Genomic DNA, 14,875 nt, shown 5'->3' with positions numbered 1-14,875 from the left:
TCCGACGGGCGGGTCGATCAGACGATCTCGGGCGCCTTCACGCGCGCCTCGTCGGCCTCCTGGTCGGTCGGCATGAGCTGGCTCTGCCGCTCGGCCTCGACGCGGCGCAGGTAGTGGTCGACCTCGTCGGCGACCTGCGCCTCGTCCCAGCCCAGCGCCTCGGCCATCAGCTCGGCGGCGGGGCGGGCGGCCGAGATCCCGCGGTCGAAGGTCTCGATCGACACGCGCGTACGCCGGGCCAGCACGTCGTCGAGGTGGCGGGCGCCCTCGTGGGTGGCGGCGTAGAGGACCTCTGCGCGCAGGTAGTGCTCCGCGCCGGCGAGCGGCTCACCGAGCTCGGGTCGCTGGTGGATGAGGTCGAGCACCTCGTCGACGAGCCCGCCGTAGCGGCCGAGCAGGTGGTCGATGACGCCGACGTCGAGCCCCGAGGACCTGCTGAGCGCGACGCGCTGGTTGGTGCGAGCCTCGTGGCCCCACGCCCCCATCAGCGGCACCCGGTCGGTGATCGAGGCGGGGGTCACGCCGAAGTCGCGGATGGCGTGGTCGACGGCGTCCTTGGCCATGACGCGGTAGGTCGTCAGCTTGCCGCCGGCGACCAGCACCAGGCCGGGGACAGGGTTGGCGACGGTGTGCTCGCGGGAGAGCTTGGTGGTCTCCCCCATCTCGCCCTCCTTGCGCATCGGCTTGAGCAGCGGGCGCAGCCCGGCCCACACGCCGATGACGTCGCGGTGGTCGAGCGGGTCCTTGAGGAGCCGGTTGACGTGGCCGAGCAGGTAGTCGATGTCGGTCTTGCTGGCCGCCGGGTGCGCGAGGTCGTAGTCCCAGGCGGTGTCGGTCGTGCCGATGATCCAGAACTGGCCCCACGGGATCACGAAGAGCACCGACTTCTCGGTCTTGGTGATGAAGCCGCACTCGGAGCGGATCCGGTCGCGTGGCACGACGAGGTGGATGCCCTTGCTCGCGTCGACGTCGAGCTGCGCCTGTCCGCCGATGAGCTGCTGGACCTCGTCGGTCCACACCCCGGCGGCGTTGATGACGACCTTGGCTCGGACCTCGATGTCACGCTCGCCCTCCAGGTCGCGGACCGTGGCGCCGACGACGCGGCCCTGTCCTGAGCCTGTCGAAGGGTCACCCTCGCGCAGGAACCCGGTCACCTTCGTGCGGGTCGCGACGTGGGCGCCGTTGTTGGCGGCGGTGCGGGCGATGGTCATCACCAGCCGGGCGTCGTCGACCTGGCAGTCGTAGTAGCGGATCGCGCCGTGCAGCTTGTCGGTCCTGATGTCGGGCGCCATCCGGGCGAGCTGCTTGCGGAAGACGTGCTTGTGCTTCGGCACGCCCATGTCGTACTTGCCGGTCATCGCCATGCCGTCGTAGAGCGCGACGCCCGCGCCGACGTAGGGCCGCTCCCACGCGTGCTCGAGCGGGTAGAGGAACGGCACCGGGCGTACGAGGTGGGGCGCGAGCCGGGTGAGCAGCAGGCCGCGCTCCTCGAGGGCCTCCTTGACCAGCGCGAAGTCGAGCATCTCGAGGTAGCGCAGGCCGCCGTGCACCAGCTTGGACGAGCGCGAGGACGTGCCGGAGGCGAGGTCGCGCTGCTCGACCAGGCCCACCTTGAGGCCGCGGGTCACGGCGTCGAGCGCGGCACCCACCCCCACGATGCCGCCGCCGACCACGAGGACGTCGAGCTCACCCGACCCGAGCTGGTCGAGCGCGTCAGCGCGCTGGTCGGCGTCGAGGGCCTTGGCGAGCGTCATGGGCCGATTGTCGCAGGCCGACCGAAGCGCCGACCGGTGCGCATCAGTGCTGGACGACGACCTCGATGCGCTGGAACTCCTTGACCTCGGTGTAGCCCGTGGTCGCCATCGCGCGACGCAGGGCGCCGACGAGGTTCATGGTGCCGTCGGCGGTGCGGGAGGGACCGAACATGATCTCCTCCAGCGTCCCGACCGGGGCGAACTCCACGCGCTGCCCGCGCGGCAGGTCGGCGTGGGTGGCCTCGCTCCCCCAGTGGAAGCCGCGGCCCGGCGCCTCGGTGGCCCGCGCGAGCGGCGAGCCGATCATGACGGCGTCGGCGCCACAGGCGATGGCCTTGGCGATGTCGCCGGAGCTGCCGATCGAGCCGTCGGCGATGACGTGGACGTAGCGCCCACCGGACTCGTCGAGGTAGTCACGGCGGGCGGCGGCGACGTCGGCGACGGCGCTGGCCATCGGGACAGCGACCCCCAGGACCGTACGGGTGGTGTGCGCGGCCCCGCCGCCGAAGCCGACGAGTACGCCGGCGGCGCCGGTGCGCATGAGGTGGAGCGCCGCCTGGTAGGTCGCGCAGCCACCCACGATGACGGGGACGTCGAGCTCGTAGATGAACTCCTTGAGGTTCAGCGGCTCCGACTGGCTGCTGACGTGCTCGGCGGAGACGGTCGTGCCGCGGATGACGAACATGTCGACACCTGCGTCGACGACGGCCTTCACGTGCTCCTTGGTGCGCTGCGGCGACAGCGATCCGGCGACCGTGACACCGGCGGCGCGCACCTCCTTGAGGCGGGCGGTGATCAGCTCGGGCTTGATCGGCTCGGAGTAGATCTCCTGCATCCGCTGGGTGGCCTCGGCCCCCTGGAGCCCGGCGACCTCCTCGAGCAGTCCGGTCGGGTCGTCGTACCGGGTCCACAGGCCCTCGAGGTTCAGCACCCCGAGGCCGCCCATCTGGCCCAGCGCGATCGCGGTCGACGGCGACATGACCGAGTCCATCGGCGCGGCCAGGACCGGGATGTCGAAGCGGTAGGCGTCGATCTGCCAGGCGGTGCTGACCTCCTCGGGGTCGCGGGTGCGCCGGGAGGGCACGATCGCGATGTCGTCGAAGGAGTAGGCGCGGCGACCGCGCTTGGCACGGCCGATCTCGATCTCGGTCACGAGGCGAAGCCTAACGGCGTCGGGTCAGAAGCCGAGGTCGCGGGCGGTGGCGCGGATGCGGTCGGCGCTGGCGCGCAGCCCGGCGAGCTCGGCGTCGCTCATCGGGACCTCGAGGCGGCGCTCGGCGCCGCCCCGGCCCACCACCGTCGGCACGGACAGGCAGACGTCGCCGATGCCGTGGTAGTCGGTGAGCAACGTGGAGACCGGCAGCACGCGCTTCTCGTCGCGGAGGACCGCCTCGATGATCCGCCCGGCGGACACGCCGATGGCGTAGTTGGTGGCTCCCTTGCCCTTGATGATCTCGTAGGCCGCGCCGACGACGTCGGCGGCCATGGCGTCGCGGTCGGCCTCGTCCACGAGGTCGGTGACCGGTACGCCGCCGATGCTCGCGCTGCTCCAGAGCGGGATCTCGCTGTCGCCGTGCTCGCCGACGACGTACGCGTGGACGTTCTGCACCGCGACCCCGCAGTGCGCCGCGACCAGCCCGCGCAGCCGGGCCGAGTCGAGCACCGTGCCCGAGCCGAAGAGCTGCTCGGTGCCGAGGCCGGTGAGCTTCTGCGCGGCATAGGTCACCACGTCGACGGGGTTGGTGACCATCACGAACCGCGCGTCGGGAGCGACCTCGACCAGGGCCGGCATCAGCGTCCGCAGCATGCGAGTCGTCGACGCGGCCAGGTCGAGGCGGGACTGGCCGGGCTGCTGCTTGGCACCGGCGGTCACCGCGACCACCTGCGCGCCCTCGCAGACTGACACGTCGGTTGACGCCTCCACGTGGGCGGTCGGCAGGAACTGCAGGCCCTGGCGGAGGTCGAGCTCCTCGGCGCGCACCTTGTCGGCGTCGACGTCGTGCAGCGCGACGGTGGTCGCGACACCGCGCACCAGGCAGGCGTACGCGAGCGTGGAGCCCACGGCGCCGGCTCCGACGATGGCGATCTTCGCGGAAGTCATGCCTCAGCCTAGGGGGTGGGGTTCGGCAACGGGCGGTGCACAAGTCGGCAAAGCCGGTCATGCGCGACGGTCTCGCTGCCTACCGTCGAACAGGTGGGGAAGACGGGGATCCGATGGCTCGCGCGCGTCGTCGCGGCGACCTGCCTGGCCAGTGGGGTGGCGGGCACGGTCGCTGCGGCGGCGCACGCGTCGGACGACTACCCATGGGCGGGTCGCGGCCAGTGCCCGATCGTTCCGCAGGTGCCGATCGAGGAGCCCGAGCCCGTCCCCGTCACCCCGACCCCCGGCCAGCAGCCGGGCGACGAGCCCGGTGACGCGGCGCCCGTCGTCGAGCCGCCGCCTCCTCCGCCGCCGGTGCTGGACCCGGTCTCCGGCCACCTCTACGACCCCCGCGGACCGCGGCCGACCTGCGCGAGCCGGGTGTGGTCGATCGACGGGTCGATCGGCGACCCCTGGGGCTTCGTGTGGCGCAACTGCACGAGCTTCGTCTCGTGGCGCCTCCACGAGCGCAACGGCATGGACCGGTTCGGCAACCACTTCCGCGGGGAGCACTGGGGCAACGCGGACAACTGGGACGACGTCGCCCGCCGCCTCGGCTACCGCGTCGACTCCGTCCCGGCGATCGGCGCGGTCGCGCAGACCGATGCGGGCCGGGTCGGCCACGTGGCGTGGGTCAGCGCCGTCGGGCCGGGCACGGTGACCATCGAGGAGTACAACCACGCGCTGCCCGGCGGCTACGGCACGCGGACGGTCCCGGCGACCGAGTTCCGCTACCTCCACCTCGACGACGTCGCCCCCTCGCCGTACGTCGGCTCGGACCGCACCGTCGTCGCGGCGCCCGACACCCTCGGGGGCTCGTGGACCGCCCGCGTCGACGACCGCGGCACCCTCTGGCTCGCACGCCCGGGGCGTCCCGCGCGGACCGTCGGGCCACGGCGTGCCTTCTCCCCCGTCGCGGCACCGGCGCTGATGCTCTCCCGCAGGGGACTGCCGTGGCTGGCCGCCACGACGCGGGAGGGGCGGGTGCTGGCCGGCACGCCCCGTCGCGGCCGGCTCGTGCTGCGCCGGGTCGCCCGCTCGGCGTCGACCGCGAGCCCGGCGGTCGCGCTCACCAGCAGCGGTCGCCCGCTGCTCGCGGCGGTGTCGCCGGACGGCACGCTCGTCACCCGGCGCCTCACCCTGCACGGCGGCTGGAGCCGACCGGCGCGGGTCGGCCGCCCCGCCTCCTGGGGCACCCACACCGCGCCCGTCCTCGGCGCCGACGCGCAGGGCCGCTCGTGGCTGGTCGCGGTGACCGAGGGGGGCGCCACCTTCGCGCAGTCGCTGGGACGCGGCCGGCTGCAGCGCCTCGGCGGGCCTTCGGCGTCCGTCACGTCGACGCCAGCCCTGAGCACCGACGGCACCGGCACCACGCGCCTGCACCAGGTGACCGCGACCGGTCGCCTCGGCGTACGCACCCTCGACGGCGGCCGCTGGAGCCGGCCCGCGTGGCTGGCAGGACGGTGGTCCCCGTACGCCTCCCCCGCCGTCGACGACGTGGCCGGACAGCTGCACGTGGCGGCGACCGGTTCCCGGGGCGCCGTCGTCGTGCGCAGCGCCGTGCCCGGAACGCCGTCGCACCTGGGGCGCGGCGCCCGCCCGGGACGCGACCTGACCCTGTCGCCGGGGCTGCTCACCCGCCGCGACGGCGGGGTCTTCGTGGTGGCTCGCACCGGGGCGCGGCTGCTGGCGCGACCGGCCGCGGCCGCCGTCGACGACTCGCTGCCGACCAGCGCCGGCTTCACGCCGTGAAGCCCACCGCCCGCGCGATGGAGCGGCGCAGCCAGTCGGCGTAGCGCGCCGCGGACCAGCCGCGCTCCTCGGCGAGGACCAGGTAGGTCTCGGCCCTGGTCAGCACCACGACCTCGTCGACCGTGTCGGCGTGCACGGGGCCGGAGGCGAGCAGCGGCACCAGCGCGCTGATCGTGTCGACGTGCCCGGCGCGAGCCGCCTCCAGGACCGCGTTCATGCGCGCGTCGTCGTCCGCCCCCTGGGCCAGCACCGGCACGAAGGGGGCCATCGGCACGACCGCGTCGCAGGCGAAGTCGACGAACCGGTCCAGGCGTACGCGGCGATCCGGCTCGTCAGCCAGCCGCAGCGCGTCGAAGGAGTCGCGCAGGGTGCCGCTCCTGCCGAAGGTCGCGGAGCCCATCGCGGCCATGAGCAGTCCGGGCTTGCCATCGAACGTCTTGGTGACGTACTCCGGGGAGACCTCGGCCTCACGGGCTACGGCGACGATCGTCGTACGCCGCCAGCCGAGGTCGGCGAACAGTCCCGCCGCCGTCACGGCGACGTGGATGCGTCGCTGCTCGGCGGCTGCTCGGCGGCCGCTGGCGTCGTACGGCCGCCGGCCGCGCGCCTGGGTGCCGGTCATGGTCGCGGACCTCCGGTCACGGTCTCCGGGCGTCCGCTGCCGACGCCGGCCCCCTGCCGCCAGCGTCGACGCGAACGCGCCATCCGGGTGGAGCCGGGCAGTCGTCGCCCCACGCGACGCCGGCTGCTCCATCCCGAACCCCCATTGGATACGATGACACCGTAGTCAATGAGTCACGACGATCGCGGGAATCCACGCGGTGGTCTGGACCAGTGGTGTCGTCAGGACCCGCTGTAGTTGGGCGCCTCGACGGTCATCTGCACGCCGTGGGGGTGGCTCTCCTTGAGCGAGGCCGAGGTGATCCGGACGAAGCGGCCCTTGTCCTGCAACTCGGGGATGGTGCGGGCCCCGACGTAGAACATCGACTGGTTGAGGCCGCCGACGAGCTGGTGCGCGACGGCCGAGAGCGGGCCGCGGTAGGCGACCTGGCCCTCGATGCCCTCGGGCACGATCTTGTCGTCGCTGGCGACCTCGGCCTGGAAGTAGCGGTCCTTGGAGTAGGACTTCTTGCCGCGGCTGCTCATCGCGCCGAGGGAGCCCATCCCGCGGTAGGACTTGAACTGCTTGCCGTTGACGAAGACGACGTCGCCGGGCGACTCCTCGCAGCCGGCGAGCATCGAGCCGACCATGACCGCGTCGGCGCCCGCGACGAGCGCCTTGGCGATCTCGCCGGAGTGCTTCATGCCGCCGTCGGCGATGAGGGGTACGCCGGCCGGCTTGGTGGCGAGCGACGCCTCGTACACGGCCGTCACCTGCGGCACGCCCACGCCGGTGACGACGCGGGTCGTGCAGATCGAGCCCGGGCCCACTCCGACCTTGACCGCGTCGGCGCCCGCGTCGACGAAGGCCTGAGCGCCCTCGCGGGTCGCGACGTTGCCGCCGATGACCTGCACGTGACGGGTCGCCGGGTCGGTCTTGAGCCGACGGACCATGTCGAGCAGCAGGTGGACGTGGCCGTGCGCGGTGTCGGCGACGAGCACGTCGACCCCGGCCTCGACCAGGGTCGTGGCGCGCTCCCAGGCGTCGCCGAAGTAGCCGATGGCCGCGCCGACGAGCAGCCGGCCGTCGGCGTCGTACGACGCGTGCGGGAACTGCTCGCCCTTGACGAAGTCCTTCACGGTGATCAGGCCGCTGAGGCGTCCCTCGGCGTCGACGAGCGGGAGCCGCTCGCGCTTGTGGGCGCGCAGCAGCACCGTCGCCTCGTCGCGGGAGATGCCGGGATGTCCGGTGATGAGGCCCTCCCGGGTCATCACCTCGTCGACCTTGGTGGTCGCCCACTCCGCGACCGGGGTGAACCGGAGGTCGCGGTTGGTGATGATGCCGAGCAGGTGGTGGTCGACGTCGACGACGGGCAGGCCGGAGACGCGGTACTCGCCGCAGAGCCGGTCGAGCTCCTCGAGGGTCGCGTCGGGGCCGATCGTGACGGGGTTGGAGATGATCCCGGTCTGGGTCCGCTTGACCAGGTCGACCTGACGGGCCTGGTCCTCGATGGAGAGGTTGCGGTGCAGCACGCCGATGCCGCCCTCGCGGGCCATCGCGATCGCCATCCGGGCCTCGGTGACGGTGTCCATCGCGGCGCTGACCAGCGGCACGCGGATCGAGATCTCGCGGGTCAGGCGGGTGGTGGTGTCGATGTCGCTGGGCGCGAGGTCGGACTCCCCCGGCAGCAGCAGCACGTCGTCGTAGGTGAGGCCGAGCGCAGCGAACTTCTCCGGGATCTCCACGGGGCACATTCTACGGTGCCGCGGCGGGGCGCCCGGCCCGGGTCACGGGCTGGGCCAGGCCCGTCACACCGTGGCGAGCCTCCGCACCGGGATCCGCACGGTGAGGTCGTCGCTGCCCATCCGGATCCGTCCACGCAGCCCCGTGCCGAGGACGAGCGGCAGCACGGCAGGGTTGTCCGCCGCGGTCCGCACCACGAGCTCCTGGGCCTCGGAGGTCCGCGCGACCCGCGCCGTCTCCAGCAGTAGCCGTGACCCGATCCCGCGGCGCCGCCAGGCCGGGTCGACCGCCAGCTCGACGTACCAGGCGTGCTTGTCGTCGCCCTCCCACGTGGCCTGCCCGACGACCACGCCGGCGACGACGGCGCGCACCTCCCCGTCCCGCACCTCCAGGACCGGCTCCTGGTCGGTCGACACGTCCTGCGGCTCGGGCGCCGCGGTCACCGCGGCGGCGTCGAGCACGTCCGTGACGAGCTCGGCCAGCGCGCTGCCGCGCGCGTGCTCCGCTGCGGTGAAGGGCGCCGTGCGGCGCAGCTGGACGACGACGTCGCCGATCTCGAGGTCCATGCCGTCCATCAGCGGCGACAGGCCCGTCGCGTCCGGGTCGGCCTCGGCGTCGAAGAGCTGCGCCACGACGTCGGGGAAGCTCGCCGGCTCGGCCAGGATGCTCCGCGCCGCCAGCACGTAGCGGGTGGGTTGGTCAGCCAGCGCCGCCTCCGTGCACGGGAGCACGCTCACGCGGGTGCCGCCCGCGCGCTCGACGAGGTCGGCGAGGTCGGCGAGGTCCCAGCTGTCGGGCGTACGGAGCACGAGCTCGTCGGTCACCCGGTCGACGCCGGGGAACACCTGGAGTCCCAGGATGTTCACGCCGGCGGACCCGCAGGCGGTCGTCAGCTCGGCGAGGGCACCGGGTCGGTCGTCCAGGGTCGTACGCACTCTCCACAGCATGCGACCCATCGTGGCCGGCAGATGTTTCGGGGGATCGTACGAGGCGTGACGCGCAGGTCACGAGACGACGGGCACCCTGACGGACATGGCGACGGCCCGCCCCGCCGCCGCCGACGTGGCGGAGTGGCAGAGCGGGCCGTACGAGCCTGGTGGAGCGGCCGGTCAGTGACCGTGGCCGTGCCCGTGACCACCGGCCGCGGGCTCCTCCTCCTCGGGCTTGTCCACGATGAGGGTCTCGGTCGTGAGCAGCATCGCGGCGATCGAGGTCGCGTTGACGAGCGCCGAGCGGGTGACCTTGACCGGGTCGAGGACACCCTGGGCGACCAGGTCGCCGTACTCCTCGGTGGCGGCGTTGTAGCCGTTGCCGACGCCGAGCTCGCGGACCTTCGACGTCACGACGTAGCCGTTGACGCCGCCGTTCTCGGCGATCCAGCGCAGCGGCTCGTCGGCAGCCTTGCGGACCACGCGGACACCCGCCGCCTCGTCACCGGTCAGGCCGAGGTTGCCCTCGAGCACCGACACGGCGTGGATGAGCGCGGAGCCACCGCCGGGGACGATGCCCTCCTCGATCGCGGCGCGCGTCGCCGAGACGGCGTCCTCGATGCGGTGCTTCTTCTCCTTCAGCTCCACCTCGGTGGCGGCGCCGACCTTGATCACGCAGACACCGCCGGCGAGCTTGGCGAGGCGCTCCTGGAGCTTCTCGCGGTCCCAGTCGGAGTCGGTGTTCTCGATCTCGGCCTTGATCTGGTTGACGCGGCCCTCGACGGCGGTGGCGTCGCCCGCGCCGTCGACGATCGTGGTGTTGTCCTTGGTGATGACGACGCGACGCGCCTGGCCGAGGACCTCGAGGCCCACCTGGTCGAGCTTGAGGCCGACCTCGGGGGCGACGACCTGGCCGCCGGTCAGGATGGCGATGTCCTGCATCATCGCCTTGCGGCGGTCACCGAACGCCGGGCTCTTCACCGCGGCGACGTTGAAGGTGCCGCGGATCTTGTTGACGACCAGCGTCGAGAGCGCCTCGCCCTCGACGTCCTCGGCGAGGATGAAGAGCGGCTTGCCCGTCGCGATGACCTTCTCGAGCACCGGGAGCAGCTCCTGGATCGAGGAGATCTTGCCCTGGTGGAGAAGGATGTAGGCGTCGTCGAGGACGGCCTCCATCGACTCCGGGTCGGTGACGAAGTAGGCCGAGATGTAGCCCTTGTCGAACTGCATGCCCTCGGTGAACTCGAGCTCGGTGCCCATGGTGTTGGACTCCTCGACCGTGATCACGCCGTCCTTGCCGACCTTGTCGAAGGCCTGGGCGAGCAGGTCGCCGATGTGGCTGTCGCGGCTGGAGATCGTGGCGACGGAGGCCATGTCCTCGCGGGTCTCGACCTCGCGGGCGGCCTCGCGCAGCGCGTCGCCGACGGCCTCGGCCGCGGCGTCCATGCCCCGCTTGAGGCCCATCGGGTTGGCACCGGCCGCGACCGCGCGCAGGCCCTCGTGGACCATGGCCTGGGCCAGCACGGTGGCGGTGGTCGTGCCGTCACCGGCGATGTCGTTGGTCTTGGTGGCCACCTCCTTGGTGAGCTGGGCACCGAGGTTCTCGAACGGGTCGTCGAGCTCGATCTCGCGAGCGACGGTCACTCCGTCGTTGGTGATCGTGGGGGCGCCCCACTTCTTGTCGAGGACGACGTAGCGGCCCTTGGGGCCGAGCGTCACCTTGACGGCGTTGGCGAGGGCGTCGACGCCACGCTCGAGCGCGCGCCGGGCGTTCTCGTCGAACTCCAGGATCTTGGGCATCTGGGTGTGCTCCTAGGAAGGGTTGATCAGGGCCTGACGTGCACGGATCCCGGCCGGCGCTGGGCCGGCCGGGATGCGCAGGTGCGTCAGGAGACGACGGCGAGGATGTCGCGGGCCGAGAGGATCAGGTACTCCTGGCCGGAGTACTTGACCTCGGTGCCGCCGTACTTGCTGTAGATGACCTTGTCGCCCACCGCGACGTCGAGCGGGACTCGGTTGCCGTTGTCGTCGATGCGACCGGGACCGATCGCCACGACCTCGCCCTCCTGGGGCTTCTCCTTGGCGGTGTCCGGGATGACCAGGCCGGAGGCGGTGGTCTGCTCGGCTTCGAGCGTCTGGACGACGATGCGGTCCTCGAGGGGCTTGATGTTGACCGACACTTCGGATCAACCTCCACTTTCTCTGCACGAGATTCTTCAGGAGCCCGGGTCGATTTGCCCGGGGCTCCCAGGACGTGGGCTCGCGGTCCGGGCGGCACGCCGTCGCGGGGGTCGTGCCAGGCTCACGAGCGTTGGCGCTCTCGGGTCGAGAGTGCCAGAACAGACGCTAGCACTCTGACCAACCGAGTGCTAGCCGGTGTCCCCGCTGGCAGGATGCCGACGTGGAGATCGAGACGCTGGACTGGCTGCGGACGACCGAGGGCGGTCGCCTGCTCGTCCACGCGGCCCAGGCCTGGGCCGACCACGCCGGCGACCCGGTGCGCGTCGCCGCTCTCGTACGCCGCTTCGAGCCCGACGCCGAGAAGGCGGCCGCGGCCACGACCCAGGCGCAGCTCCGGGCGAAGGCCGTGGCCAAGTTCGGCGACGCCGCCCACCAGATGTTCTTCACCCCCGACGCGCTCGAGCAGGCCACCCGCACGCGGGTCGCCGACCACCGTGCGGCCCGGCTGGCCGCGGCCGTCCCCGGCGGCAGCGTCGTGGACCTCGGCTGCGGCATCGGCGGCGACCTCATCGCCTTCGCCCGCGCCGGCCTCGTCGCCGCCGGTGTCGACCTCGATCCCGTCCGCGTCGCGATGGCGCGTGCGAACCTCGACGCGCTCGGGCTGCCCGGCGCGGTCCAGGCGGGCGACGCCACCGCGGTCGACCCGAGCGGCTTCGACGCCGCCTTCGCCGACCCTGCCCGCCGCGGCGGCCGGGGCCGCGTCTTCGACGTGGCGGGCTGGACACCCCCGTGGCCGTGGGTGCTCGACCTGTTGCAGCGGCGCGCCCTCGTCAAGGTCGCTCCGGGCATCGGCCACGACCTCGTGCCCCCCGGCGCGGAGGCGGAGTGGGTCAGCGACGGCGGCGAGGTCAAGGAGGCGGTCATCTGGTCACCCGACCTCTCCACCGCCGACCGACGGGCCACCGTCATCGGCGAGCGCGGTCTGGCCACCCTCACCGACGAGGACGACCCCGGCGCCGGCGTACGCGAGGTCGGAGCGTTCCTCTACGAGCCGGACGGCGCCGTGGTGCGCGCCGGCCTGGTGACGGCGGTGGCCGCCGGGGTCGACGGCGGGCTCGTCGACGAGCACATCGCCTACGTCACCAGCGACGCCTCCTTCCGTACGCCCTTCGCCCGCGGCTACCGCGTGCTCGAGCAGCTGCCCTACCGCGAGAAGCAGCTCCGGGCGGCCCTTCAGGAGCGCGGGATCGGCCGCCTGACGATCAAGAAGCGCGGCGTGCAGGTCGTCCCCGAGGAGCTGCGCAAGCGGCTGGCCCTGCGCGGGGACGACGAGGCCACGCTCGTGCTCACGCGGGTCGCCGGGCAGGGCACTGCGCTGCTGGTCGAGCCGTTCTGAGTGGCCAGCGCACCTAGCAACCGGTGCGCGCGACCCCGGCGACCTTGACCGGGAGCCGGCCGGGCGCTCTCGCCCGGCCCTGGAGCACCTCGACCAGGACGGCCATCGCCGCGGGCGTGTCCCCGAAGGTCGCGATCCGCGTGGGCGCGCTGACCCTCCCGAGCACCCACGGGGTGTCGGTGGCGACGGCGATCTCGCCGTCGACCGGGGCGTCTCGGTAACCGGTGAACCCGATGGCTGTCCCAACGGCCAGCCGCGCGTCCTCCCGTGCGGTCCAGGCCGCGAGCCGCCGTACGCGTCGCGCCTCCGCGCGCTTCCACTGTCGCTTGCGCAACGTGTACGCCCGCTTGCCCTCCTTCCTCCGCCGCTCCGGCTTCGGCTTCGCCTCCGCGAGTCGTGACGGGGGCGCCTGCCGCAGCAGCACCGTCATCCCGGCCCCGCGAGCAGCCGCGGCGAACACGCCGACGGCACCGGGGTCGCCGTACGGGTGCACCGTGTCGCCCGTCAGACGACCCGTGCACGCTCCGTCGGTCACCGTCACGGCCGCCGCCGACAGCGCCCGCGACGCGTCGGCGGGCGCGCCGGCCGAGCCCTGCCGCTCGTCGGCGAGGTGCACCAGCAGCGCGATCTGCCGCGCCGCGGCCTGCTCCAGGCGACGGCGCGGCAGTGCGCCCGACCTCACTGCCCGGACGAGCGCCGCGCGCGCGACGGCCGGTGACGGCGGCATCAGGAGGACGTCGGACCCGGCCCGCACCGCCTGCACGGCCGTACGCCGCGGGTCACGGCCGCGAGTGACCGCGGCCATCTCAAGCGAGTCGGTCACCACCAGGCCGCCGAAGCCGAGCACGTCGCGCAGCAGGCCGGTCGTCACCTTGCGCGACAGCGACGACGGCACCCGGGGGTCGACAGCCCGGACGTCGATGTGCCCGACCATGACTGCCGGCGCGCCTGCCTCGACGGCCGCGCGGAACGGGATCAGGTCGGTCTCCTCGAGCTCGGCCAGCGTCTTGGTCTGGACCGGGAGCGTCAGGTGGCTGTCGGCGGGCACGGAACCGTGTCCGGGGAAGTGCTTGACGACCGGCATCACGCCGGCCGCACCGAACCCGCCGGTCGCTGCGACCACGTGCTCGGCGACGTCGGACGGTCTGGACGAGGCCGCGCGCGAGCCGATGGTCGGATCCCCCGGCCCGGAGGTCACGTCCGCGTCGGGCGCGAAGTCGACGGTGAACCCGAGTCGCCGCAGCTCGCCCCCGCTCGCTGCGTACGCCTGCTCGGTGAGCGCGACATCCCCCGCAGCACCGGCACTCATGAAGGTCGGGAACCGGGTCGCCGCCCCGCGCAGGCGCTCGACCACCCCACCCTCCTGGTCCACGCCGAGGAACAGGGGCCACTTCCGTCGCACCTGGCGCGTCAGCGTGCTGTTGACGCGCGACACCTGCTCGGCGGACGCGACGTTGGACGAGAAGGCGATGACGCCGCCGAGGTGCAGCTCTCGCACCATCCGCACCGGGGCATCGGTCCCCTGCCAGTCGGCGACGATGACCTGACCGGCGAGGTCCGGCAGAGGCACCCGGCCGACGATCTTGGCGGCCAGGTCCAGCTCGGAGCGGTCGGGGCCCCACCCCTCCACGAGTCCCAGCTCCTCGGACGGCGTGGGCGGGACGGTGGGCGTGCCGGTCGGCTCACCTGAGGTGGCACCCTCCGCCGCACCCCCGTCCGCATCGTTTCCCTCGCTCGTGCCCTCCCCCTCGCACGCACTCAGGGAAGCGACGAGCGCGAGGGTCGCCACGAGTGAGAGCAACCGCGCGCGCATCCCGTCATGGTGGCACGGGTGCCGATGCCGACCGTCCGCGGTCACCGACCGAGTCGGTCGGGACGCTTCCAGGGCCACGCGTCCGACAGCCAGTCGGCGACCACGTCGGCCAGGACCCCGTCGAGGTCCGCGCGAGTGGCCGTCACCCATGTCTGCACCTCGACGTCGTGCTCGGGCGAGGCCGACGGGTACAGGTAGACGCAGCCCACCACCTCGTCGACCGACGGCTCCAGAACGGTGAAGGTGAAGCCCCTCCGCGCCTCGAAGTCCGCGGCATGTCGGGTCAGGTCGGCGAGGTTCTCCGCCAGCGACATGCCAGCTGGCGGCGGCCACCCTCCGTCCGGGTAGCCCGGGGTCGAGCGGATGTGCTCGATGCTCGACGTCCAGGCGGCATGGTCGGACTCGTTGTGCAGCGGCCCGAGCGGCTCGAGCCGGAAGCCCTCCGTCTCCAGGGAGGTCGGCGGCACGAAGTCCGCGGGCACGAACGCGTTGGTCACCACCTCGCGACCGTACCCGCGGCCCGTCGCCCCGCGCGCTCCCTTTTGCTGCCCGCCCTCGCGCTCCCC

The 14,875-nt window shown here is 73.0% G+C and carries 12 protein-coding genes; 2 read left to right on the top strand and 10 right to left on the bottom strand.

Features of this window, described 5'->3' with window-relative positions:
- Nucleotides 1-17: 17 nt before the first annotated feature.
- Genes EXE59_RS10915 through EXE59_RS10905 form a run of 3 tightly spaced genes read right to left on the bottom strand, consistent with a single transcriptional unit; the run spans nucleotide 18 to nucleotide 3,855 of the window.
- Entirely contained in the window at nucleotides 18-1,754 is a 1,737-nt protein-coding gene (locus EXE59_RS10915; protein ID WP_135838923.1) for a glycerol-3-phosphate dehydrogenase/oxidase, read from the bottom strand.
- A 43-nt stretch (nucleotides 1,755-1,797) separates the two neighbouring features.
- A complete protein-coding gene (locus tag EXE59_RS10910; protein WP_135838922.1) occupies nucleotides 1,798-2,907 on the bottom strand; it encodes a GuaB3 family IMP dehydrogenase-related protein in 1,110 nt (369 codons plus the stop codon).
- 24 nt (nucleotides 2,908-2,931) lie between these two features.
- Complete coding sequence (locus EXE59_RS10905) at nucleotides 2,932-3,855, bottom strand: L-lactate dehydrogenase (RefSeq protein WP_135838921.1); 924 nt, start codon at nucleotides 3,853-3,855, stop codon at nucleotides 2,932-2,934.
- A 93-nt stretch (nucleotides 3,856-3,948) separates the two neighbouring features.
- On the opposite strand from EXE59_RS10905, the gene EXE59_RS10900 reads away from it, so the two are divergent.
- The gene (locus tag EXE59_RS10900) at nucleotides 3,949-5,646 is read left to right on the top strand and encodes a CHAP domain-containing protein (protein WP_168218484.1); all 1,698 of its coding nucleotides are present in this window, start codon (nucleotides 3,949-3,951) and stop codon (nucleotides 5,644-5,646) included.
- On the opposite strand, the gene EXE59_RS10895 is transcribed toward EXE59_RS10900, so the two are convergent.
- From EXE59_RS10895 to groES, 5 genes are all read right to left on the bottom strand, one after another.
- Nucleotides 5,636-6,268 (bottom strand): TetR family transcriptional regulator, encoded by a 633-nt coding sequence (locus EXE59_RS10895; RefSeq protein ID WP_168218483.1) that lies wholly within the window; start codon nucleotides 6,266-6,268, stop codon nucleotides 5,636-5,638. The two genes, EXE59_RS10900 and EXE59_RS10895, sit on opposite strands and share 11 nt — an antisense overlap.
- A gap of 221 nt (nucleotides 6,269-6,489) precedes the next feature.
- Nucleotides 6,490-8,001: an IMP dehydrogenase gene (gene guaB / locus EXE59_RS10890; RefSeq protein WP_135838918.1), complete on the bottom strand. Its 1,512-nt coding sequence runs from the start codon at nucleotides 7,999-8,001 to the stop codon at nucleotides 6,490-6,492.
- A 54-nt stretch (nucleotides 8,002-8,055) separates the two neighbouring features.
- A complete protein-coding gene (locus EXE59_RS10885; RefSeq protein ID WP_246056703.1) occupies nucleotides 8,056-8,937 on the bottom strand; it encodes a GNAT family N-acetyltransferase in 882 nt (293 codons plus the stop codon).
- Between the two features lie 162 nt (nucleotides 8,938-9,099).
- A complete protein-coding gene (groL, locus tag EXE59_RS10880; protein WP_135838916.1) occupies nucleotides 9,100-10,719 on the bottom strand; it encodes a chaperonin GroEL in 1,620 nt (539 codons plus the stop codon).
- A gap of 86 nt (nucleotides 10,720-10,805) precedes the next feature.
- Complete coding sequence (gene groES, locus EXE59_RS10875; RefSeq protein WP_129455534.1) at nucleotides 10,806-11,099, bottom strand: co-chaperone GroES; 294 nt, start codon at nucleotides 11,097-11,099, stop codon at nucleotides 10,806-10,808.
- 221 nt (nucleotides 11,100-11,320) lie between these two features.
- Between groES and EXE59_RS10870 the strand changes: the two genes are divergently transcribed.
- Nucleotides 11,321-12,496: a class I SAM-dependent methyltransferase gene (locus EXE59_RS10870; protein ID WP_135838915.1), complete on the top strand. Its 1,176-nt coding sequence runs from the start codon at nucleotides 11,321-11,323 to the stop codon at nucleotides 12,494-12,496.
- A gap of 13 nt (nucleotides 12,497-12,509) precedes the next feature.
- Here EXE59_RS10870 and EXE59_RS10865 read toward each other — a convergent pair whose 3' ends face one another.
- Nucleotides 12,510-14,309, bottom strand: a complete 1,800-nt coding sequence (locus EXE59_RS10865) for a glycoside hydrolase family 3 protein (protein WP_168218482.1) — start codon at nucleotides 14,307-14,309, stop codon at nucleotides 12,510-12,512.
- Between the two features lie 41 nt (nucleotides 14,310-14,350).
- The gene (locus tag EXE59_RS10860) at nucleotides 14,351-14,809 is read right to left on the bottom strand and encodes a GNAT family N-acetyltransferase (protein ID WP_135838913.1); all 459 of its coding nucleotides are present in this window, start codon (nucleotides 14,807-14,809) and stop codon (nucleotides 14,351-14,353) included.
- Between the last annotated feature and the right edge of the window lie 66 nt (nucleotides 14,810-14,875).

This window comes from Nocardioides eburneiflavus, from assembly GCF_004785795.1.
In the GTDB taxonomy this organism is placed as follows: Bacteria; Actinomycetota; Actinomycetes; order Propionibacteriales; family Nocardioidaceae; genus Nocardioides; species Nocardioides eburneiflavus.
The sequence above is the reverse complement of the archived record's forward strand: the minus strand, read 5'-3'. Positions and strand labels throughout refer to the sequence as shown.

What these genes read in the sequence shown, in the direction of transcription:
- EXE59_RS10915 (WP_135838923.1), bottom strand. Translation starts at nt 1,754, where the DNA reads ATGACGCTCGCCAAGGCCCTCGACGCCGACCAGCGCGCTGACGCGCTC.
- EXE59_RS10905 (WP_135838921.1), bottom strand. Translation starts at nt 3,855, where the DNA reads ATGACTTCCGCGAAGATCGCCATCGTCGGAGCCGGCGCCGTGGGCTCC.
- EXE59_RS10895 (WP_168218483.1), bottom strand. Translation starts at nt 6,268, where the DNA reads ATGACCGGCACCCAGGCGCGCGGCCGGCGGCCGTACGACGCCAGCGGC.
- guaB (WP_135838918.1), bottom strand. Translation starts at nt 8,001, where the DNA reads ATGTGCCCCGTGGAGATCCCGGAGAAGTTCGCTGCGCTCGGCCTCACC.
- EXE59_RS10885 (WP_246056703.1), bottom strand. Translation starts at nt 8,937, where the DNA reads ATGCTGTGGAGAGTGCGTACGACCCTGGACGACCGACCCGGTGCCCTC.
- groL (WP_135838916.1), bottom strand. Translation starts at nt 10,719, where the DNA reads ATGCCCAAGATCCTGGAGTTCGACGAGAACGCCCGGCGCGCGCTCGAG.
- EXE59_RS10865 (WP_168218482.1), bottom strand. Translation starts at nt 14,309, where the DNA reads ATGCGCGCGCGGTTGCTCTCACTCGTGGCGACCCTCGCGCTCGTCGCT.